A 21481-nucleotide genomic window follows, 5' to 3' on the forward strand; every position below is an offset into this window, starting at 1 on the left:
CTTCTAAACCTTGTAATTACTATTGGGATGTTTGGTGGCCCTAATCTAATGATTAAATACATACCATCTTTAAAGGTAAAAGAAATCCCTTTTTTTATATCTAAATACATTAAGCAATCCTTATTATTATTATTAGGAGTTTTTTCTATAATTTGGTTTCTAGATGTATTTAAGTTGATTGACTTAGGTGGATTACTTGGGGATAATACTCCTCCTGTAAGTATGTATAAATGGATTGTTTTGTGGTCCGTTTTATACCTAACTTATTATATATTAAATAGTAGTCAAAGCGCAATATTACAGCTTAAAGATTTTGCGATTGCTTCCAAGTTATATTTTTTTCTATTATTTTTTTTCCTAATTATTTTTTATTATTTAGGAGTTAAAAGCTGGCATTTAATATTCTATAGTTCTACGGTAGCAATAGTTTTCTGTATTATATTTATTCTTAGTAAGAATTTTAAAAGTTTTTTAATTTTTAACACTAAAGAGTACAGTTTTCCTAGTGGTTTTTGGAGGTACTCGATAACAATGTATTTGTCAACCTTTCTAACTTTTTTGTATGAAAAATTAGATCAAATAATAATATTAATGGTTTTTGATTTAAAGTTTTTAGGGATTTACTTTGGTATAATGAAGGTGGCTTTTATTTCTAAGTTAATACCTCAAATTATCAATAGAGGATTAATTTCAAGTTTATCAAACCTAATTCATTTAAATGCAATTGATGAAATAAGAGTGTATTACAGAAAAATTATTAGTGCCAATTATTTAATTTGTACATTAATATCAATAGTATTAATAGTGTTTAGTAACTTTATTTTAGAGCTTTTCGGATCAGTATTTGCGGACTATAAATTAATCTTATTGTTATTTATTATTACAGCTTTTATCGACTTTTATGAAACTTTAAATACAAACATTTTAATTTTAAAAGGAGAAGATAAAAAGGTATTTATTAATACTGTTTTTAAAAATATTAGCTTTTTAGTAAGTGCTTATTTCTTATTACCAATATTTAATTTAGAAGGGTTAGTATTATCTAGAATTATTTCATTAATTATAGGTGTAATATATACAAGATATAATTTAAATAAAGTTAGTTATCACTTTAATTATTCAATTAAAACGCTTGTTTTAATAGTATTAATTATACTTTTATATATGATTAGTTCTTATTCAGTGACTTACAAAATAATTTTTTCTTTAACTTCTATAATAATAGTCACTTTGATGAATAAAAAAGATATAGTTAACATTTTAAAAAATATACCGATTTGGAAATAAGTGTTGTAATAATTGGACGTAATAGCGAGCATCTTTTAAGAAAAAATTATCTTGAAAGGCCTTACCCAGAATTGTCTTTTGCGAAAGAAATAATTTATGTGGATTCTGATTCTACAGACAACACACAAAAAATAGTAAATAAATTAGGTTGGAAATATATTGGTTTATCAAGTAAAGGAAGGTTATCTGCAGCAGCAGGAAGACACATTGGCACAATTGAAGCTAAAGGAAAATATATCCTTTATATGGATTCTGATATGGTCTTAAATTTACTGAATAACCAAACCGTAGAACAGTTAATAGCTAAGCATATAAAGGAAAACACTATAGGTATAAGTGGTTTAACTCTAGATGTTTTTGAAAATGGAAAAGAACGAATGCGATTAAAGAGGAACAAGGATGGTGATAAAACAGATACGTTTGGCGGTTTCGTATTGTTAAATAGAAAAAAAGTGCTTGAAGTTGGCAATTGGAATCCTAATGTAATAGCCAATGAAGAAAATGAACTATATTCTAGAATCATTAAAAATAAAGGTAAAGTTGTATTATCAAAAGAAATGCTAAATAAACATCATACAGATAACCCTAAATTATCCATACAACTATTAAATCTTTATCTTCCATTATCTCCAAAAGCAAAGCGGTTTTATGGGGCACCAGGTATGGGTTTAAAATCTTCAGTTAAACATGGTTCTGTATTTCAATATTTATATTATTTTAATAGTGAGACAATTTTAAGTTTTATTTTTTTTGTATTGTCAATTTTAACACTTTTGTCATCATTATCTGTTTGGTTTAAAGTTTTGACAATAGTATTGTTGTTAAGTTTTTTAATTTATTGGACATTAAGAAAAAGAAGTATTTTCTTTCTCTTACTATGTCCAGCATATTTTTTACAGTTAATAATAGGTTTTTTTAAATATGAAGAGAAAAAAGTAATCTATAAAACAATTAATTAATGGAAAAACTATTCTTTAAATCCCCTTTATTTTTACAAAATCTAATTATTTCTCTTTTTAATACATACTTATACAGTAAAAGATATGGAAGAAAATATAAAAAATATAAAAAACTATTTAAGAGTCAAGACGATTTAAGCTTCAATGAGCTTAAGAATATTCAAAATGAGAAATTCATAAAATTTATTAATGAAGCAAAATTTAAATCAACTTTTTATAAAAAGTTTTATAAAAATATAGATTTAAGTACTATAAAATCAATTTCAGATATACATAAACTTCCAATATTAAAAAAAGAAGATCTAAGAAAAAATATAAATGAAGTACATACTATAAAACCTAAAGATGGAATTATATCAAAAACAGGAGGAACAACAGGAAAACCATTAAAAGTCGTTTTTACGATTGATGATACTAATCGAAGATATGCATATTTAGACAATTTTAGAGGTCAATATGGTTATAAATTAGGAAAAAAAACAGCTTGGTTTAGTGGTAAAAATTTACTTTCAAAAAAAGACATAAAAAATAATAGGTTTTGGAAGTATGATTTTATAAATAAAGTGAGATATTATTCTACATTTCATATTAATGAAAATTATTTAAAATATTATTTAAACGACTTAATAAACTTCAAACCAGAATTTATTGTTGGTTTTCCATCGACATTGTTAGAAATTGCAAATTATGGTAAAAGAAACGGCATAGTATTTCCAAAAAACACTATAAAAGCAATATTTCCTACAGCAGAGACTGTATCTAAAGAAGTTAGACAAATTCTTTCAATATATTATAACACGATAGTAATTGATCAATATGCATCATCAGAAGGAGCTCCTTTTATTTTCCAATGTAAGGAAGGTAATTATCATTTAGATATAAGAACAGGTGTTTTTGAAGTTTTAGATCATGATAATAGAGAAGTAAATCAAGGAAGGTTAGTTGTAACATCTTTTACGACACATGGTACTCCTTTAATCAGATATGATATTGGAGATATGATAAAGAAATCTGATTCTCCAAAATGTAGTTGCAACAACGAAAACCCAAAGATAGATAAGGTAATCGGTAGATTAAATGATTATATTTTTTCTAAAGAAACAGGTAAAATCAATTTAGGTAATGTGTCAAATACTTTAAAAGGAGTAGAAGGTATTATAAAATTTCAGGTTGTACAAAAAAGTATAGAAGAAATTACAATTTTGATAGTAACAGACGAAACATTTGATAAAAAAAATGAAAAAATTTTCTTAAAAAACTGGAGAGATAGAGTTGGTCAAATAATGAAAATACATGTTAGGCGTGTAGATAAAATATTAGTAGAAAAGAGTGGTAAATTTAGAATAGTAAAAAATTTAATAAGTTAAATTACAAGTGTATTGACGCTCAACTTTTAATTATTATATTTGAAAAAAAACAGAATGAAAAAAATCATCTTAAGTCTATTAGTTTTAATTGTTTTTAATTGCAAAGACAAAAAAGAAGAACCTAAAAAAGTTAAACAAGAGGTTAATTATGACTTTATAGTCACCGCATCAATAAAAACAGATCAAGCAGACACCTTTCAATTTGTTTTAAAAGATATTGATAACGAGACTACAATAGATAAAACAGTTATACAAGTTTCAGAAAACTTTAAAGAAGTACAAGGAAAAGTTAAAGCAAGATATGATTTTGAATATCCAACAGTTCTTTACTTAGGACTAGGATATGTTAAACCTAAAAAAGTAATTATAGAACATTTTAAAATATCATATAAAGGCAAAGAACATGTATTTACTCCAAAAGATTTTAAAGAATATTTTACTGTAAATAGATTTGTGGAATTTGGAGAACAAGAAGGCGAATTAATCACAAAAAAAATCGACAATCAACATGTGCCAATTTTAGGGTTAAGTAGAAAGGGTATAGACTTGATAAAATAATTTCAGATATATTTTTTCAAAATAGTGTATGAATATAGTTTTTTGTCTATTAATTTTATCTATAGTAATTTATTTATTTATAAAAGAAACAAGTTTATTTGTCCGTTTAATTTACATCTATCATTATATTTTCTTTTATTTTAATTACAAATTAAATCTTATAGCAAAACAAGATAGTTATATCTTTTTTGAAAGAGCTAAAGAATCATCAGATATTATTGCTTTACTTAAACCAGGTAATTCTTTTATGTCCTTTTTGATATATCCGCTTACATCAATTAATATTAATTTTTTTACTCTATCTTTTTTGTTTTCAACAATAAGTTTAATTGGTTTTGTAATATTCTTTAGAGAGTTAAAATTTAAAAGTCTTCAATCTATTTTTTTTGCTAGTTTATTAATAATTCCTAGTTTACATTTTTGGTCGTCCGGTTTAAGTAAAGAGGCTTTAGTTGTTTTTTTTATGGCTTTGATTTTTAGTCAAATGAAGAAGATAAAACCTGTGTTTATTTGGTTAGTAATATCTTTAGTTTTTTTACTATTTATAAGACCTTATTTAAGTCTTATAATTCTTATGTCTCTTTTACTTACATTTTATTTATTTTCAAAAAAAACACGTTTATATAAAATAAAGCTAGCGCTATTTTCACTTGTTTTCTTTATTTGCTCCTTACCCATTTTAAAAACATTTTTAAAAATAGAAACAATATCAATTAAAGCAATAACAAATGTGTTTGCTAAAATTAACTCTTATAGTTTAGATCACGGTAACAGCAGCATACCTATAGAAACGACTAACTATTTAGAGCGGATGAATATGGTTTTGTTTAGACCATTGTTTTTAGACGCTAAATCTTCGTTGGTGTATTACATTATTTCATTTGAAAACTTATTTTTTTTAATAACAACAATTTTGTTTCTATATCTATTATTCAGAAAAAAAACGTATTTAAATCAAATTTCTTTTTTTTTACTAAGTACATCTTTACTAATAATTTTGTTTTTAAGTCTTTATATGTATAACTTAGGTCTAGCATCAAGGATGAAAGTTATGTTTATTCCTTATTTAGCATTAGGCATTTATTTATCTCAAAAAAAACAATTTTTTTATGAAAAAGAAGCTAATTAGAGTCACAACAATACCGCTTTCGTTAGAGAAGCTCTTAGGAGGACAAATGTCTTTTATGAAAAATTATTTTGAGGTGACAGCAGTTTCTTCTGATAAAAAAAAATTAGAAGAAGTAGGGGATAAAGAAAAGGTAAGTGTTTTTTATTTAGAGTTAACAAGAAAAATAACAATATTAAAAGATTTAAAAGCTGTTTTTAATTTTTATAAATTTCTAAAAAAAGAAAAACCCTTCATAGTTCATTCTCATACACCAAAAGCAGGTTTGGTTTCAATGCTTGCATCAAAGTTAGCAGGTGTGCCAAACAGATTACATACAGTTGCAGGGTTACCACTATTAGAGGCAACAGGTTTTAAAAGAATTATTTTAAATAAAGTAGAGTGGCTCACTTACAAATGTGCAACAAAGGTATATCCTAATTCCTTTGAGTTAAAAAAAATAATTAGTAAAGAAAATTTAGCAAAAGAAAAAAAGCTAAAAGTTATAGGTTATGGTAGCTCAAACGGAATAAACTTAGAATATTTTAATTCAAATAAATTTTTAAATAAAGATATTACATCAAAAAAAACTAAATTAAATATTAAACAAGAAGATTTTGTTTACATTTTTGTAGGTAGAATTGTTAAAGACAAGGGGATTAACGAATTGGTTGAAAGTTTTAAAAAAATAAATAAAAAATACAATAATACTAAACTTCTTTTAGTAGGACCATTTGAAAACGATTTAGATCCAATATCAGACAAAAACCAAAAAGAGATAAAACAAAATCCTAATATAATAGAAGTGGGTTACGTAGAAGACGTAAGACCATATTTTTTAATGGCTAATGTCTTAGTTTTTCCAAGTTATAGAGAAGGTTTTCCTAATGTAGTCATGCAAGCAGGTGCAATGGGACTGCCTTCAATTGTAAGTGATATAAACGGTTGTAATGAAATAATTAAAAATAATATCAATGGAATAATCGTACCAGTAAAAAATAATACTATTTTACAGCAAAGTATGGAAAAATTACTGTTAGAAAAAGGGCTTTATCTCAAATTAAAAGAAAATGCAAGAGTGCAGATTGAAAGTAAGTACGATCAAAAGTTTATTTGGAACGAAATTTTGGAAGAATATAAAAATTTAGATAATGTATAAATCTTTTTTTAAAAGAATTTTAGACTTTATAGCATCATTTATAGCTATTATTGTTTTTAGTCCAATATTTTTGTTGGTAGCATTACTATTATTGATAAATAATAAAGGCTCAGTGTTTTTCTTTCAAAAAAGACCAGGTAAAAACGAACAAATCTTTAAAGTAGTTAAGTTTAAAACAATGACCGATAAAAAAGATAAAAACGGTAATTTGCTTCCAGATGCAGATAGATTAACAAAGCTAGGTAAGTTTGTTAGAAAAACCTCTTTAGATGAGTTACCTCAACTTATAAATGTATTAAAAGGCGATATGAGTTTGATTGGTCCAAGACCATTATTGCCAGAATACTTACCTTTGTATAATAATACCCAAAAAAGGAGGCATTTAGTAAAGCCAGGCATTACAGGATGGGCGCAAGTAAATGGTCGTAATGCGATAAGTTGGAGTAAAAAGTTTGAATATGATGTTTGGTATGTAGATAATATATCTTTTAAGTTAGATATTAAGATTATATTAAAAACTATATTAAAGGTATTAATTAGCAAAGATATTAACACTTCAGGTCAAGCAACAACACTACCTTTTAAAGGAAATAATTAAGAAAATGGGAGCAGAAATTACCGCTATAGAGTATTATTACCCAAAAAAAACTTTGTCAAATTGTGATTTATCAAAAATTTTTAAAACTTATGATTACAATAAGTTTGAAAAAAAAGTTGGTATAAAAACAAGGTACATTGCAGACGATAACGAAACAGCATTAGATTTAGCATGTAAAGCAACACAAAAGCTACTGAACAAAAATAATGTTAAAGAACATATTGATTATATCTTATACTGTACACAAAGTCCAGAGTATATTTTACCTACAACAGCATGTATTATTCAAGACAGACTTGGATTAAATAAAAATATTGGAGCTTTTGATTTTAATTTAGGATGTTCAGGCTACACTTATGGTATAAGTTTTGCTAAGTCACTAATAGAGTCTAATCAGGCAAAAAAAGTATTATTGATAACCTCTGAGACTTATAGTAAATTTATACATCCAGAGGATAAAACAAATAGATTAATATTTGGAGATGCTGCAACAGCTACATTAATAGAAAAAAGCAAAGATGAAAATATTAAAGGTTTTTTGTTTGGAACAGATGGAAGTGGCTACGACAAATTAATAATTAAAAATGGAGGTGGAAAATATAAAAGAGAAGATTCCCCAAAATTAAAAGCATATGGAACAGATAATTTTTATACAGATAATCATATCTATATGAATGGACCAGAAATTTTTAATTTTACATCTAAAGTTATACCTACCTTTACAAATCAGATTTTAGAAAAAAATAATATAGAAAAACAAAAGATAAATCAATTTATATTTCATCAAGCTAACGCATATATGCTTAACTTTATGAGAAAAAGGCTAAAAGTAGACACAGATAGATTTTATATAGATTTAAAAGATGGAGGTAATACGGTTTCTAATACGATACCAATAGCATTAAAAAAATATTCTCAAACAATAGAAAACCCAGAAAGTATAGTCTTAGTTGGCTTTGGAGTAGGGCTATCATGGTCTGGAGGTTTAGTAAAAATTAATAAAAAACTATAAAAATGAATAAGCAAGAATTTTTAAAAGAGTTAGCAGAAGAGTTAGAACTAGAAACAGAGGTTACACTAGATACAAACTTTAAAGATTTAGACGAATGGGACTCTATGGGAGCAATGATACTAATAGGTTTTGTTTCAGATAATTTTGATGTTACACTAAATGCAGACGACATAAAAGAATTGACAACATTTCAGTCTATTATAGAGAAAATAGGTCAAGAAAAATTTGATTAAAATGACTCAAGAGTTTGATACTGTTATAATAGAAGCTATTTCGGCTTGTGTACCCAAAAACAAGGTTGATAATTTATATTTTGATGATATTTTAGATTCAAAAGAAATTAGAAAATTTGAAAAAACCACAGGTATAATTAATAGAAGATATGCAGATAAAGATATTACTGCTTCAGATTTAGGTTATAAAGCAGCAAAAAAAATTCTAGAAGACAAAAAATGTTCAGAAAGCGTTACTACTTTAATATTTTTAAGTCAAACACCTGATTATAAAATACCTTTTACTTCAAATATTCTTCAAGATAGATTAGGTTTATCAGAAACAACCCTTTGTTTAGATATCAATGCAGGTTGTGCAGGATTTGTACAAGGCCTAAGCGTAGCCTATTCAATAGCATCAAATTCTAGAGGTAAAGTACTTCTTGTAATTGCAGAAACATTATCTAAAATTTTAACAAAAGAAGATAGAAGTACTTCAATGTTATTTGGGGATGCAGCAACAGCAATTTTAATTTCAAAAGATACGAAACAAAAAGAAAAATCGTTTTTTAGTTTTCACTCTGACGGTAAAAATTCTGATGCAATTCAAATACCTGAAGGAGGATATCGCTATCCGTTTAATGAAAATTCTATAGATAATAAATCAATCTATTTAAAAATGGATGGCTCTAAAGTTTTTGATTTCACACTGCGCGAAATTCCTAAAAGTATTGAGTGTTTTTTTGAATCTTCTAAACTAAATAAAGAGAAAATTGACTATTTTCTTTTTCATCAATCAAATAAATTTATCATTAAGCAAATAGCATCAAAATTATCTTTAGATAAAGATAAAGTATTGCTAAATATTGATCGATTTGGAAATACAAGCGGCGTTTCTATACCGCTATTGATAGTTACAGAGTTAAAAAATCTTAATAAAGATTTAAGATTACTATGCACAGGATATGGTTCTGGTTTAAATTGGGGGAACACATCAATACTTATAAACGCTAAGACTAAAATATATACTTTGATAGAGTATTAGTCTAAATAAAATATATACATAATGGAACTTAAAGATAAAACCATATTAGTCACAGGAGCAACTTCTGGAATCGGAAATGCTATTTGTTTAGATTTAATATCTAAAAACGCTGTTGTAATTGGTTTAGGTAGAGATAAAAGTAAATTACATCAAAATTTAGTCGATCATAGTAAGTTTAGCTTCTACTCAATAGACTTAACTCAAATAGATCAGATAGAGTCATTATTAAACAACATAACCAAAAGTTTCAAATTGGACGGGTTAGTTCATTGCGCAGGAAAAGAAGAAACTGTACCGCTTTCTGTCTATAAACATGAAAAAATACATTCACTTTTTGAAATTAATATATTTTCTGGTATCGAATTTTTAAGGCTTTTCTCTAAAAAAAAATATACAAACAATAATTCTAGTATAATATTATTCTCTTCTGTTATGGGAGAATTAGGTCAGCCAGGTAAAGTTGGTTATTGCTCATCTAAAGCTGCTGTTTTAGGAGCAGTAAGAGCAGCTTCGTTAGAGTTAGCAAGAAGAAATATAAGAGCAAATTGCATATCACCAGGAGTAGTTGTTACTCCAATGACAGAACAACTTTTTTCTCAACTTTCAGAAGAAAATATTCAAGAAATTAAAAATATGCATCCTTTAGGTTTTGGTAAGGTAGATGATATAACACCTTTAGTATCTTTTTTATTATCTGATCAATCAAAATGGATAACAGGACAAAATATAAAAATTGATGGAGGATATTCAATACAATAAAAAGTTAGTAATAGTTGGTGCTGGCGGCTTTGGAAGAGAAATAGAAAGCTGGATAAGTAATTCCAATTTGAGTGATGAGTATGATATAATAGGTTATTTAGATGATAATTTGAATAAATTAGATGATTATAAAACAGATTTAAAAATAATCAATAATATCTCATTACAATCTTTAACAGAAGCAGGTAATATTGTTATAGCTATATCTGATAGTAATGTAAAGAAAAAAATTTTTGAATTACAAAAAGAAAATAAATCATTCAATATTTTAAGCTTTTTTCACTCAACTACAACTTTAGGAAAATACTCAACTATTGATACCGGTTGTGTAGCAACCATTAATACTATAATATCTTGTAACTGTTTAATAGGAAAAGGAGTTTTTATAAATTCAGGTTCTCAAATTGGTCATGATGTTAAAATAGGAGACTATTGTTCATTAATGGCAAATGTAGATATAGGAGGTGGCGCTATAATAGGTGATAATGTTTTTATTGGTACAGGAGCAGTTATTCTTCCAGGAGTAAAAATTTGTTCTAATGTAAGAATAGGTGCTGGGTCTGTAGTATTAAGAAATATTAAAAAAGAAGGAACTTACTTTGGTAACCCAGTAAAGAAAATTTTTTAAATGAAACCAAAAATATGGCTATCCTCACCGCATATGGGAGGAACAGAACAAAATTATGTACAAGAAGCATTTGACACCAATTGGATAGCTCCATTAGGACCTAATGTAACTGGTTTTGAAAATGATTTAGAAAATTACCTGAATAATGATAAGCATGTAGCTTGTCTATCATCTGGTACAGCAGCTATACATTTAGCTTTATTGCAATTAGGTGTTAAAAGAGATGATGAGGTAATTTGTCAAACATTTACCTTTTGTGGATCTGCAAACCCTATAACTTACTTGGGAGCAAAACCAATTTTTGTAGATAGTGAAGAACAGACTTGGAATATGTGTCCAAACTATTTAGAAGAAGCCATAAAAGACAGAATAGCTAAAGGAAAAACACCAAAAGCAATTATAATAGTTCACCTTTACGGTATGCCATCACAAATAGATCAATTATTAGAAGTTGCAAATAAATATAAAATCTCAATAATTGAAGATGCTGCAGAAGCTTTAGGCTCAACTTATAAAGGAAAAAAATGCGGTACGTTTGGAGCATATTCAATATTATCTTTTAACGGAAATAAAATTATTACTACTTCTGGTGGTGGCGCATTAGTTTGTAATACAGAACAAGAAAAGAAACAAACTATCTTTTTTGCAACACAAGCTAGAGACAATGCACCGCATTACGAGCACACAAAAATAGGTTACAACTACAGAATGAGTAATATTAGTGCAGGAATAGGAAGAGGTCAAATGGAAGTCTTAGACAAACATATTAACTTAAGAAGGGCTAATAATCAGTTTTATAATGACTTATTCAAAGACGTTAAGGGTATAGAGGTACAACAGCAACCAACCCAAGATTACTACTCTAATTTTTGGTTAAGTTGTATATTAATTCATGATGATGCGCCATTTACAAAAGCTCAATTTCAAGCAGCTATGGATGCAGAAAATATTGAAACAAGACCACTTTGGAAACCAATGCACCTTCAACCAGTTTTTAAAGGGTTACCTTATTATGGAAGCAATGTAAGCGAGACTCTTTTTAATAAAGGCGTTTGCTTACCAAGTGGATCAAACTTAACAAAGAATGAGCTTGACCGTATAAAAAATGTGGTAAATAGTTTATTAGCAAAAGGTTAATATCTTATTATAAAAGCGTTTTAAACTCAATAATTTCTATATTGTAGATATATTTAAGATATTTGTAAACTGTTTTTAAACAACCCAGATGCTTAATCAATTAAAACAAGCCTTCCGCCAAGTTATCGAATCTAGTCGTAAGAAGATAGATTTTAAAAATATTGGTTACCTACCAAGATGGGCTATATTATGTTTTGATACAATAACATTACTTATCTCTTTGTTTATAACAAGGTTAGTTGTAAGCAAAATACAAAAGACGATAATTGTAGATTTTGGTTTTTCTTCACAAGAGGTTGTCTTATTGTTAATTAATATACTATTCTTTATCCTATTTAGGACCTATGCAGGATTAATTAGACACTCTACATTTATAGATGCTGCTAAATTTTTAATAGCAACAGCAGCTACTTTACTTTCAGTATTGTTAATCCATTATGGATATTATTTGTTTACATCAGAAGAGATTTTCTTTATTCCACAATTATTTATTTATGCCGTTATTTCGTTTTGTGGTTTATTTTTGTTTAGAGTTTTAGTAAAACAAATTTTTGAAATATATCAAAGCTATAGTGATATTGATACAAAATTAAATGTATTAGTATACGGTACAGACGAAAATGCAATAGCAATTGCAAGTGCTTTAAAATCCGAAAAGCCGGCACGATATAATGTGTTAGGGTTTATTGATAAAGAAGGTAAAAATAAAAGTAAAGAAATATTAGGTTTACCAATTATACATATAAATCGCAAGACAGCTGTAATTTTAAGAATTTATAATGCACAAGCTTTAATCCTAGCAGATAACAGCCTTACAAAAGAAGAAAGTATTAAAATTGTTGATAGCTGTTTAGAGCACAATTATAAAGTGTTTAGAGCACCATTAATTTCTGATATAGAAAACAAAACAAATTTATCATCTCAAATACAAAAAATACAAATTGAAGATATTTTAGAGCGTGATCCTATTAAGCTAGATAATAAATTAGTTGCTAAAGAAATTTTTAATAAAACAATTTTAGTTACAGGTGGAGCAGGTTCAATTGGTAGCGAAATCGTTAGACAAGTAGCTAATTACAAACCTAAAAAACTATTAATTTTAGATCAAGCAGAATCGCCTCTATATAATATTCAATTAGAAATTAAAAATAACTTTCCAGAACTACAATACGAGGCTGTTATTGCAGATGTAAGAAAAGCAGATGTATTAGAAACAGTTTTTGAAAAATATAAACCTGATGTTGTATATCATGCAGCAGCCTATAAGCATGTCCCATTAATGGAATGTCATCCTTCAGAAGCTGTATTTGCTAATATCATTGGATCAAAAAATGTTGCTGATTTAGCCTGTAAGTATAAAGCAGAAAAGTTTGTAATGGTCTCAACAGATAAAGCGGTAAACCCAAGTAACGTTATGGGTGCATCTAAAAGAATTGCCGAGATCTATGTTCAAGCTCTTCAACAAAAGGTTAATAAAAAAAACAAAGCAACAACAAACTTTGTGACAACACGTTTTGGTAATGTTTTAGGGAGTAATGGGTCTGTTGTACCTTTATTTAAAAGGCAAATTGAAGAAGGTGGACCATTAACAATAACGCATCCAGACATCATTAGATACTTTATGACTATTCCAGAAGCTTGTCAGTTAGTTTTGGAAGCAGGAGCAATGGGCAATGGAGGCGAAATTTTTATATTTGATATGGGTAAGGCTGTAAAGATTATAGACCTAGCTAAAAAAATAATTAGACTAGCAGGATTTACACCTTATAAAGACATAGATATTAAAGTAGTAGGATTAAGACCAGGAGAAAAACTATATGAAGAATTGTTAAGCGACAAGTCTACAACACTGCCTACATATAATGAGAAAATAATGATTGCTAAAGTAGAGACATATTCTCATTTAGAAATCAACGAACACATTCAAGAACTGATAACGATTGCTAAAGAGGAAGATAAAAATGCAATCGTTAAAAAAATGAAAGATATAGTTCCAGAGTTTATTAGTATGAATTCCGACTATGAAATTTTTGATAAAAAAATAGTATAATTCCCAATGAAAATAGCCGTAATTGGTACAGGTTATGTAGGTTTAGTTACCGGAACATGCCTAGCAGAGACAGGAAATGAAGTTTTATGTATTGATATTGACCAAGAAAAGGTTAATAAAATGCAAAATGGAGAAGTTCCAATTTACGAACCACATTTAGATGTACTTTTCGAAAGAAACATTAAAGCAAATAGACTAAGGTTTTCAACTAGTCTAGAAGAAGGATTAGAGCATGGAGATATTATTTTTCTTGCTTTACCAACACCAGAAGATGAAGATGGATCTGCAGATCTAAAATATATTTTAGGTGTCGCAGACAATATTGGTAAACTAATCAAAGATTATAAAGTCATCGTAGACAAAAGTACGGTGCCTGTTGGTACTTCAGATAAAGTAAAAGCTGCTATTGCAAAACATGCAAAAGTAGAATTTGATGTAGTCTCAAATCCAGAGTTTTTAAGAGAAGGATTTGCTGTAGACGACTTTCTAAAACCAGAACGTATAGTAGTTGGATCTAGTAGTGAGCGTGCAACAAAACTTATGGAGAAACTATACAAACCATACGTTAGATCTGGTAATCCAATTATTATAATGGACGAAAAATCTGCCGAGCTTACTAAATACGCTTCAAATTCCTTTTTAGCAGCAAAAATAACGTTTATGAACGAGATAGCTAACTTCTGTGAAAAAGTTGGAGCAGATGTAGATAAGGTGCGTATAGGTATGGGTACAGACTCTCGTATAGGTAAGCGTTTCTTATTTCCGGGTATAGGTTATGGTGGATCTTGTTTTCCAAAAGATGTAAAAGCATTACATAAATCAGGACAAGAAAATAACTATAATTTTAAAATATTAGATGCAGTAATTAATGTCAATGTTAGACAAAAATTAGTATTAATTCCTAAAATAGAAAATCATTTTAATAACGATTTAAAAGGTAAAAACATTGCAGTTTGGGGATTAGCATTTAAACCAGAAACTGATGATATTCGTGAAGCGCCTTCATTGTATATGATTGAAGAATTATTGTCTCAAGGCGCTAACATTACAGCGTTTGATCCAGAAGCTATGTCTAATGTAAAACGTAAGCTAGGCACTAAAATTAATTTTGCTAATTCTATGTACGAAGCGTTAAAAGACGCAGATGCTTTAATAATCTCTACAGAATGGAGTATATTTAGAACTCCAGATTTTTCTAAAATGAAAGATCTAATGGTAGGTCATACCATTTTTGATGGACGTAATTTGTACGAAGTTAAAGATGTTGTAAACGAAGGTTTTAAATACATATCAATAGGCAGATAAATGAGTCAAAAAAGAGTTTTAATTACAGGTGCTGCAGGCTTTTTAGGTTCGCATTTATGCGATAAGTTTGTAAGTGAAGGTTATTTTGTTATCGGCATGGATAACTTTATTACTGGTGACTCTAAAAATATTGCACACCTTACAGGAAACTCTAATTTTAGATTTATAGAACATGATGTAACCAATTACATTAACATAGAAGGAGATTTAGATTATATACTTCATTTTGCATCACCAGCAAGTCCAATAGATTACTTAAAAATTCCTATTCAAACCTTAAAAGTTGGTAGTTTAGGTACGCATAATTGTTTAGGATTAGCACGTTCAAAAGGTGCTAGAATGCTTATTGCATCTACATCAGAAGTATACGGAGATCCTTTAGTTCATCCTCAAACAGAAGATTATTACGGTAATGTAAATACCATTGGACCAAGAGGTGTTTATGACGAAGCTAAGCGCTTTCAAGAAGCCATTACTATGGCGTATCATAGATTTCATGGCTTAGAGACAAGAATAGTTCGTATTTTTAATACTTATGGACCACGTATGCGACTTAATGATGGTCGTGTTATACCTGCATTTATGGGACAAGCCTTACGTGGCGAAGATTTAACCGTTTTTGGTGATGGGTCTCAAACGCGTTCGTTTTGTTACGTGTCAGATCAAGTAGATGGTATTTATAAGTTACTATTAAGTGATTACACAAATCCTATAAACATTGGTAATCCGCATGAAATTTCAATTAAAGATTTTGCAGAAGAAATCATCCAACTAACAGGTACAGATCAAAAAGTAATTTATCAAGATTTACCAATTGACGACCCTATGCAACGTCAACCAGACATTACAAGAGCTAAAGATATTTTAGGTTGGGAACCAAAAGTTGGCAGAGCAGAAGGCATGAAAAAAACTTTCGAATATTTTAAAAGTTTAACTGAAGAAGAGCTTTACAAAAGCGAACACAAAGACTTTACTAATTACCATAAATAAATAGTTTATGGAGTTTAAACGCGGTAGATATTCTTGGTTGTTAAGACCATTTTTGGTGCTTTTTGACATTTTTGTCATCAATCTTTTTGCGTTTTATATTTTCAATTTTAATGAAGAGAATTTATACTTTTTTTCTTCAGCGTTATTAAATAATAAGCATTTATTATACATCTTTTACTCAACTATCGCTTGGTTGATGTCTACATCATTAATCAACTTTTATAGAGTATATAGATATACCTCTGTTCTTAATATAATTTCACTTTTAATCAAGCAATTTTTTGTATTTGCTATCATTGTATTTGCTTTCATAGGGATATTTAGAAGTATAGATATCCAAGCTTTTACAACATTAAAATACCTTATTTACAGTTTTGCTTGCATAGCTTTTATTAAACTAATTAGTTTTTATGTTTTAAAGAGTTTTAGAAGCTATTTAAACGGAAACGTAAGACGTGTAATCATAGTCGGTAAAAGCGAAGGCGCATTAGAACTTAAACAACTTTTTGAAATAAAAAAAGAGTTAGGATACCAGCTAAAAGGAATGTTTGCTAACACTAAAAATGAAAACGAATTTACAGGTAACATAGAAGATAGTTTTCAGTTTTTAAATGAAAATTCTGGTATTGACGAGATTTATTGTTCGATTGACGAGCTTACAGAAAATCAAGTTAATAAATACGTTAAATACGCCAATTTGCACCATTGCAATATCAAGTTTATTCCCAAAACCAATAAATTAATAACAAAGCGATTAAAAACCGATTATTACAATTACCTACCTGTCTTATCTATGCAGGAAGTCGCTTTAAATAATAGTTTTAATAAATTGGTTAAGCGTACTTTTGATGTTTTGTTTTCGTTATTTGTAATTGTTTTTATTTTATCATGGTTAACGCCGCTATTATTCATTTTAATAAAACTAGAATCTAAAGGACCTTTATTCTATAAGCACAAACGTAACGGGATTAACTATAAAGAGTTTGATTGCTATAAGTTTAGATCCTTAAGAGAAACTAAAGAAGTTAAAGGAACTTACGTCACACAAGATGATAACAGATTAACTACAATTGGTAAATTTTTAAGGAAAACAAGCATAGACGAGATACCTCAATTTTATAACGTTTTAAAAGGAGATATGAGCGTTGTAGGACCAAGACCACATATGCTGTCTTACACAGAAGATTACTCGAAAAAAATAGATAAATATAACTTCATTTTTAGACACAATGTAAAACCAGGAGTAACCGGTTTAGCGCAAATAAAAGGGTATAGAGGAGAAGTTAAAAATGATGAAGACATTATAAACCGTGTTAAATACGATAACTTTTATATCGAAAATTGGTCATTAGTTTTAGATTTAAAAATCATTTTTCAGACTACAATTAATATCTTTAAGGGACAAAAACAAGCCTATTAATGCAACCTTTAGTGTCCATTATTACTCCAATGTATAATTCAGAAAAATTTATTCTGAAAACTATTAATAGCGTTGTAAATCAAACCTATTCTAATTGGGAATTGTTGCTTATAGACGATGGTTCAACAGATAATACCATCAAAATTGTAGAAGATTTTAAGCAGAAATATTCTAACATTACACTACTTCAAAATCCAACCAATTTAGGTGCTGCACAATCTAGAAACAAAGGAATACTAGAAGCAAAAGGTGATTACATAGCGTTTTTAGACGCAGATGATTTATGGAAACCCAATAAGCTAGACCTACAGATTCAATTTATGCAAACTCATAATTGCGACGTTAGTTTTTCTAGTTACGAGCAAATAGATGAAAACGGTAAACCGCTAAACAAATTAGTACAAGCCATACCAAAACTTACGTATAATAAATACCTAAAAACAAACTACATTGGCAACTTAACAGGAATGTACAATGCCAAAACTTTAGGCAAAATAACAAGTCCCGATTTAAGAAAAAGACAAGATTGGTTATTATGGTTAGCTGCAATTAAAAAGTCAAGTAAACCAGCTTTAGGTATTCAAGAATCTTTAGCGTATTATCGTGTTAGGCAAAATTCAATTTCTTCTAATAAAATAGAATTACTTAAATACAATTACCTAGTCTATAAAAAAGGCTTAGGATTTAGTACTATAAAATCGCTTTACAGAATGTTTATTTTTCTTTGGGAACATTTTATGGTAAAATCTAAGCTGATTGTTCCTACAGAGAAGAAATAAACTGCTTCAACTTACCACTGTTTTGACGTTGTAACACTTCTTTTTGCTCAAAAACTAGCTTAAGATTTGGTTCTAAGTATTTATCAACCGCGTTTTGTACTGCTTGTTTTTGCTCATTTGTTAGAGAGTTTTTAGCAACGTAACTAATTAAAAAAGAGTCCAATTTGGTTTGTTCGATAACAAATTCTTTAACGTTGGCTTTAGTATCCATCACAGTTTTAGTGACGTAATAAAAGGTCAATCCTGCTGAGGTTTTTCCACTAGGCAATTTAATAATATCACTAGTTCTCCCTGTTAATTGTTCTAAAATGGGTTGTTGTAACGTGCTAGCTTTAGATAAACGTCCAATGTCACCAAGTTTGTAACGTATAAATGGATGCGCACGATTAAACAAATCAGTAATTACTACTTTTCCTGTGTCTCCGTAAGGTAAAGGTTGGTTATTTTCGTCTAAAATTTCAACGTATAAATGGTTACTATTAACTAACCATTGCTTGTCTTTGTTTTGAAAAGCGATTAAACCTAATTCTGCAGCGCCATATTCGTTAACAATTGGAATATTAAATTGTCTTTCAAGCAATTGTTTGTCGGCTTCAAAAAGCATTTCAGAGGTTACAATACACACGTTTAATGTTGGGCAAACCTCTTTTAGAATGATGTTTTTTCGCTCTAAAAACTTAGCAAACTGTACAATACTACTGGTATAACCGTTAATGTAATCAAATTTTGTATGCTTAAACTTTTTCAAAACAGTTTCTAAAGCAGCATCACTCAAATCAAAAACTGAAAATCGAAAACGATTACCCAGCCAATCTTTTAAACGCTCTTTGTAATACCCTTTTTTATCTAGCGGAATGCCATAAAAACGCGCCTGTTTAGACGTATTTAAATCAATATCATACCAAGCATAACGTTGCATAAACGTAGCCCAAGTCATAGCATGCGCAAAATTGTCTTTAGCAAAGCTAAAAGGCGTACCCGAAGAGCCAGAAGTTTTATGTTGATGTACCGTTTTTTCGGTGTATTTGTTAGACAAACGATCTTTTAAAGGTTGCTGTAAATTAGCTTTGGTTAACACAGGTAATTCGTTCCAATTATTGGAGTTAATACCGTTGCATAACTCTTGATAAAATGGCGTGTTTTCTAAATGAAATTGCACAATACTGCGTAATTGTCTACTTAGAAAATTAGCATACGCTTTCTCGTCATAACTTTCAATTAAGCGCAAGGTTTTTTTAGCTTCCTTTATCGGGAAACCTTTAAGACGTAAAGACCATTCAAATCGTTTCAAAAGGTTGAATTTTATATTGTAAATATATTACACTTTATAATGAAATTCGTCAGTTTGAGTGAATTTTCACGATTAGAAAGAGTGAAAATTTGTATCGAAAACAAGAATTTTAACTAAAATAGATCTCGATACAATTTCTCATATTTCAAAATTACTCAAACAGACAATATTTGATAAATTTCAATTACAAATTGAAAGCGAATTTAAATATTAAAACTATCTGATTAAATCCTAACAGAATTCTTTTAAATAATTATTTTTGTGCCAAACAACACAACAATCAACTCATGAATATTTTAGTATTAGGTTCTGGCGGAAGAGAACATACAATAACTTGGAAATTAGCGCAAAGCGAAAAATGTGGTAACCTTTTTGTAGCACCAGGAAACTCTGGAACAGCAAAAATTGCTAAAAATGTACCAGTTTCGGTAACCGATTTTCCTGCAATAAAAGACGTAGTACTAAACAACAATATAGAAATGGTTATTGTTGGACCAGAAGATCCTTTAGTGCAAGGTGTTCATGACTACTTTTTAGCAGACGAAGAACTTAAAAACGTCGCTGTAATCGGACCTCAAAAAGCAGCAGCAACCTTAGAAGGTAGTAAAGAGTTTGCAAAAGAATTTTTATTTAGACACAATATTCCTACTGCAGCATACCAAAGTTTTAACGCGCAAAATGTAGAAGACGGTTATGCGTTTTTAGAGACTTTAAATCCGCCGTATGTATTAAAAGCAGACGGATTAGCAGCTGGTAAAGGTGTTGTAATTTTAAATGATTTAGAGGAAGCTAAAGCCGAACTAAAAAGGATGCTTGTAGACGCTAAATTCGGCGATGCGAGTACCAAAGTAGTTATCGAAGAGTTTTTAGACGGAATAGAATTAAGTTGTTTTGTGTTAACCGATGGTAAAAACTATAAAATACTTCCAACAGCAAAAGATTACAAGCGTATTGGCGAAGGTGATACAGGTTTAAACACTGGCGGAATGGGTGCAGTGTCTCCAGTACCATTCGCAGATCAAGCGTTTTTAGATAAAATTGAAAATCAAATTGTAAAACCAACTATTGAAGGTTTACAAAAAGATAATTTACCATACAAAGGGTTTGTGTTTATTGGCTTAATAAAAGTTGGTGACGATCCAAAAGTGATAGAGTATAACGTGCGTATGGGCGATCCAGAAACAGAAGTAGTTTTACCAAGACTTAAAAACGACTTTGTTGTTTTAATGGATGCTATAGCAAATCAAACATTAGATAAAGTTACTTTAGAAGTAGATCAAAGATCTGCAACAACAATCATGTTAGTGTCTGGAGGATATCCTGAAGCTTACGAAAAAGGAAAAGAAATTTTTGGAGTAGAAAAGCCTATGGATTCTATTTTATTCCATGCTGGTGCACAAGAAAAAGACGGTAAAATAGTAACGTCTGGCGGACGTGTTATGGCGGTTACAAGTTACGGAGAAACTTACCAAGAGGCCATAAAAAAATCTTACCAAACTATAGAAAATAATCTAAAGTTTGATAAGATGTATTATAGAAAAGATATTGGTTTCGACTTATAAATAAGAATGAGACGAAATACTTTTATCTTCTTCGTTGTTGTTATTAAACTTTTTTAATTGTCCCATCCAATAAACAAATGCAACAAAACCAATGATCATAAATAACCAGTTCATTATGTTTGCTGCCCACCAGTTTTCTAACTCTAATTCTCTTAAAGCGTCTAATGGAGCAAATAAAACGTTAACAAATAAATCTTGTATTGCGTAAAAAAAATCTTTCATGATTGTATATTTATACAGCAAAAATACAAAAAGAGT

The 21481-nt window shown here is 28.9% G+C and carries 20 protein-coding genes; 18 read left to right on the forward strand and 2 right to left on the reverse strand.

All coding sequences use genetic code 11. From position 1 onward, the window contains the following. The first annotated feature begins 48 nt into the window (after positions 1-48). The 17 genes from FHS04_RS03340 to FHS04_RS03420 all read left to right on the forward strand — a co-directional run bounded on the left by FHS04_RS03340 (position 49) and on the right by FHS04_RS03420 (position 18370). Positions 49-1287 (forward strand): lipopolysaccharide biosynthesis protein, encoded by a 1239-nt coding sequence (locus FHS04_RS03340; RefSeq protein ID WP_183408362.1) that lies wholly within the window; start codon positions 49-51, stop codon positions 1285-1287. After that, positions 1278-2246 (forward strand): glycosyltransferase, encoded by a 969-nt coding sequence (locus tag FHS04_RS03345; protein WP_106680740.1) that lies wholly within the window; start codon positions 1278-1280, stop codon positions 2244-2246. Before FHS04_RS03340 ends, FHS04_RS03345 begins: the two co-directional genes overlap by 10 nt. Continuing rightward, on the forward strand, positions 2246-3613 hold the full coding sequence (locus FHS04_RS03350) for a phenylacetate--CoA ligase family protein (RefSeq protein ID WP_106680737.1): 1368 nt from the start codon (positions 2246-2248) through the stop codon (positions 3611-3613). The genes FHS04_RS03345 and FHS04_RS03350 overlap by 1 nt, the downstream gene beginning before the upstream one ends. Before the next feature lie 54 nt (positions 3614-3667). Then, the gene (locus FHS04_RS03355; protein ID WP_106680735.1) at positions 3668-4171 is read left to right on the forward strand and encodes a hypothetical protein; all 504 of its coding nucleotides are present in this window, start codon (positions 3668-3670) and stop codon (positions 4169-4171) included. Positions 4172-5280: 1109 nt separating this feature from the next. Then, positions 5281-6435 (forward strand): glycosyltransferase family 4 protein, encoded by a 1155-nt coding sequence (locus FHS04_RS03360; RefSeq protein ID WP_106680730.1) that lies wholly within the window; start codon positions 5281-5283, stop codon positions 6433-6435. Then, complete coding sequence (locus FHS04_RS03365; RefSeq protein ID WP_106680728.1) at positions 6428-7033, forward strand: sugar transferase; 606 nt, start codon at positions 6428-6430, stop codon at positions 7031-7033. Before FHS04_RS03360 ends, FHS04_RS03365 begins: the two co-directional genes overlap by 8 nt. A gap of 4 nt (positions 7034-7037) precedes the next feature. Next, positions 7038-8045, forward strand: a complete 1008-nt coding sequence (locus FHS04_RS03370) for a ketoacyl-ACP synthase III (RefSeq protein WP_106680726.1) — start codon at positions 7038-7040, stop codon at positions 8043-8045. Positions 8046-8047: 2 nt separating this feature from the next. Further along, positions 8048-8278, forward strand: coding sequence for an acyl carrier protein (locus FHS04_RS03375; RefSeq protein WP_106680724.1), 231 nt, complete (start codon positions 8048-8050; stop codon positions 8276-8278). Between the two features lies 1 nt (position 8279). Then, positions 8280-9302: a 3-oxoacyl-ACP synthase III family protein gene (locus FHS04_RS03380; RefSeq protein WP_106680722.1), complete on the forward strand. Its 1023-nt coding sequence runs from the start codon at positions 8280-8282 to the stop codon at positions 9300-9302. A gap of 21 nt (positions 9303-9323) precedes the next feature. Further along, the gene (locus tag FHS04_RS03385; RefSeq protein WP_106680720.1) at positions 9324-10061 is read left to right on the forward strand and encodes an SDR family NAD(P)-dependent oxidoreductase; all 738 of its coding nucleotides are present in this window, start codon (positions 9324-9326) and stop codon (positions 10059-10061) included. After that, positions 10039-10689 carry an acetyltransferase gene (locus FHS04_RS03390; RefSeq protein WP_106680718.1) on the forward strand — a complete coding sequence of 217 codons (651 nt, stop codon included), beginning with the start codon at positions 10039-10041 and terminating at the stop codon, positions 10687-10689. The genes FHS04_RS03385 and FHS04_RS03390 overlap by 23 nt, the downstream gene beginning before the upstream one ends. Continuing rightward, positions 10690-11826, forward strand: a complete 1137-nt coding sequence (locus tag FHS04_RS03395) for a DegT/DnrJ/EryC1/StrS family aminotransferase (protein ID WP_106680716.1) — start codon at positions 10690-10692, stop codon at positions 11824-11826. Positions 11827-11914: 88 nt separating this feature from the next. Next, on the forward strand, positions 11915-13876 hold the full coding sequence (locus tag FHS04_RS03400) for a nucleoside-diphosphate sugar epimerase/dehydratase (RefSeq protein WP_106680714.1): 1962 nt from the start codon (positions 11915-11917) through the stop codon (positions 13874-13876). Positions 13877-13882: 6 nt separating this feature from the next. After that, entirely contained in the window at positions 13883-15181 is a 1299-nt protein-coding gene (locus tag FHS04_RS03405; protein ID WP_106680711.1) for a UDP-glucose dehydrogenase family protein, read from the forward strand. Beyond that, positions 15182-16171: a UDP-glucuronic acid decarboxylase family protein gene (locus FHS04_RS03410; RefSeq protein WP_106680708.1), complete on the forward strand. Its 990-nt coding sequence runs from the start codon at positions 15182-15184 to the stop codon at positions 16169-16171. A gap of 7 nt (positions 16172-16178) precedes the next feature. Further along, positions 16179-17591, forward strand: a complete 1413-nt coding sequence (locus tag FHS04_RS03415; RefSeq protein ID WP_027879297.1) for an exopolysaccharide biosynthesis polyprenyl glycosylphosphotransferase — start codon at positions 16179-16181, stop codon at positions 17589-17591. After that, entirely contained in the window at positions 17591-18370 is a 780-nt protein-coding gene (locus tag FHS04_RS03420) for a glycosyltransferase family 2 protein (RefSeq protein ID WP_106680706.1), read from the forward strand. Before FHS04_RS03415 ends, FHS04_RS03420 begins: the two co-directional genes overlap by 1 nt. On the opposite strand, the gene FHS04_RS03425 is transcribed toward FHS04_RS03420, so the two are convergent. Beyond that, a complete protein-coding gene (locus tag FHS04_RS03425; protein WP_106680704.1) occupies positions 18354-19661 on the reverse strand; it encodes a phenylacetate--CoA ligase family protein in 1308 nt (435 codons plus the stop codon). The two genes, FHS04_RS03420 and FHS04_RS03425, sit on opposite strands and share 17 nt — an antisense overlap. Positions 19662-19948: 287 nt before the next feature. Between FHS04_RS03425 and purD the strand changes: the two genes are divergently transcribed. Continuing rightward, a complete protein-coding gene (gene purD / locus FHS04_RS03430; protein WP_106680702.1) occupies positions 19949-21223 on the forward strand; it encodes a phosphoribosylamine--glycine ligase in 1275 nt (424 codons plus the stop codon). Here purD and FHS04_RS03435 read toward each other — a convergent pair. Then, positions 21218-21445 carry a DUF6341 family protein gene (locus FHS04_RS03435; protein ID WP_027879293.1) on the reverse strand — a complete coding sequence of 76 codons (228 nt, stop codon included), beginning with the start codon at positions 21443-21445 and terminating at the stop codon, positions 21218-21220. The genes purD and FHS04_RS03435 overlap by 6 nt on opposite strands. Positions 21446-21481: the final 36 nt, after the last annotated feature.

This window comes from Mesoflavibacter zeaxanthinifaciens subsp. sabulilitoris (assembly GCF_014191595.1).
Classification (GTDB): domain Bacteria; phylum Bacteroidota; class Bacteroidia; order Flavobacteriales; family Flavobacteriaceae; genus Mesoflavibacter; species Mesoflavibacter zeaxanthinifaciens.

What these genes read in the sequence shown, in the direction of transcription:
- FHS04_RS03400 (WP_106680714.1), top strand. Translation starts at nt 11,915, where the DNA reads ATGCTTAATCAATTAAAACAAGCCTTCCGCCAAGTTATCGAATCTAGT.
- FHS04_RS03380 (WP_106680722.1), top strand. Translation starts at nt 8,280, where the DNA reads ATGACTCAAGAGTTTGATACTGTTATAATAGAAGCTATTTCGGCTTGT.
- FHS04_RS03410 (WP_106680708.1), top strand. Translation starts at nt 15,182, where the DNA reads ATGAGTCAAAAAAGAGTTTTAATTACAGGTGCTGCAGGCTTTTTAGGT.
- FHS04_RS03395 (WP_106680716.1), top strand. Translation starts at nt 10,690, where the DNA reads ATGAAACCAAAAATATGGCTATCCTCACCGCATATGGGAGGAACAGAA.
- FHS04_RS03360 (WP_106680730.1), top strand. Translation starts at nt 5,281, where the DNA reads ATGAAAAAGAAGCTAATTAGAGTCACAACAATACCGCTTTCGTTAGAG.
- FHS04_RS03340 (WP_183408362.1), top strand. Translation starts at nt 49, where the DNA reads ATGATTAAATACATACCATCTTTAAAGGTAAAAGAAATCCCTTTTTTT.
- FHS04_RS03350 (WP_106680737.1), top strand. Translation starts at nt 2,246, where the DNA reads ATGGAAAAACTATTCTTTAAATCCCCTTTATTTTTACAAAATCTAATT.
- FHS04_RS03385 (WP_106680720.1), top strand. Translation starts at nt 9,324, where the DNA reads ATGGAACTTAAAGATAAAACCATATTAGTCACAGGAGCAACTTCTGGA.
- FHS04_RS03405 (WP_106680711.1), top strand. Translation starts at nt 13,883, where the DNA reads ATGAAAATAGCCGTAATTGGTACAGGTTATGTAGGTTTAGTTACCGGA.
- FHS04_RS03420 (WP_106680706.1), top strand. Translation starts at nt 17,591, where the DNA reads ATGCAACCTTTAGTGTCCATTATTACTCCAATGTATAATTCAGAAAAA.
- FHS04_RS03390 (WP_106680718.1), top strand. Translation starts at nt 10,039, where the DNA reads ATGGAGGATATTCAATACAATAAAAAGTTAGTAATAGTTGGTGCTGGC.
- purD (WP_106680702.1), top strand. Translation starts at nt 19,949, where the DNA reads ATGAATATTTTAGTATTAGGTTCTGGCGGAAGAGAACATACAATAACT.
- FHS04_RS03375 (WP_106680724.1), top strand. Translation starts at nt 8,048, where the DNA reads ATGAATAAGCAAGAATTTTTAAAAGAGTTAGCAGAAGAGTTAGAACTA.
- FHS04_RS03365 (WP_106680728.1), top strand. Translation starts at nt 6,428, where the DNA reads ATGTATAAATCTTTTTTTAAAAGAATTTTAGACTTTATAGCATCATTT.
- FHS04_RS03370 (WP_106680726.1), top strand. Translation starts at nt 7,038, where the DNA reads ATGGGAGCAGAAATTACCGCTATAGAGTATTATTACCCAAAAAAAACT.
- FHS04_RS03355 (WP_106680735.1), top strand. Translation starts at nt 3,668, where the DNA reads ATGAAAAAAATCATCTTAAGTCTATTAGTTTTAATTGTTTTTAATTGC.
- FHS04_RS03415 (WP_027879297.1), top strand. Translation starts at nt 16,179, where the DNA reads ATGGAGTTTAAACGCGGTAGATATTCTTGGTTGTTAAGACCATTTTTG.
- FHS04_RS03435 (WP_027879293.1), bottom strand. Translation starts at nt 21,445, where the DNA reads ATGAAAGATTTTTTTTACGCAATACAAGATTTATTTGTTAACGTTTTA.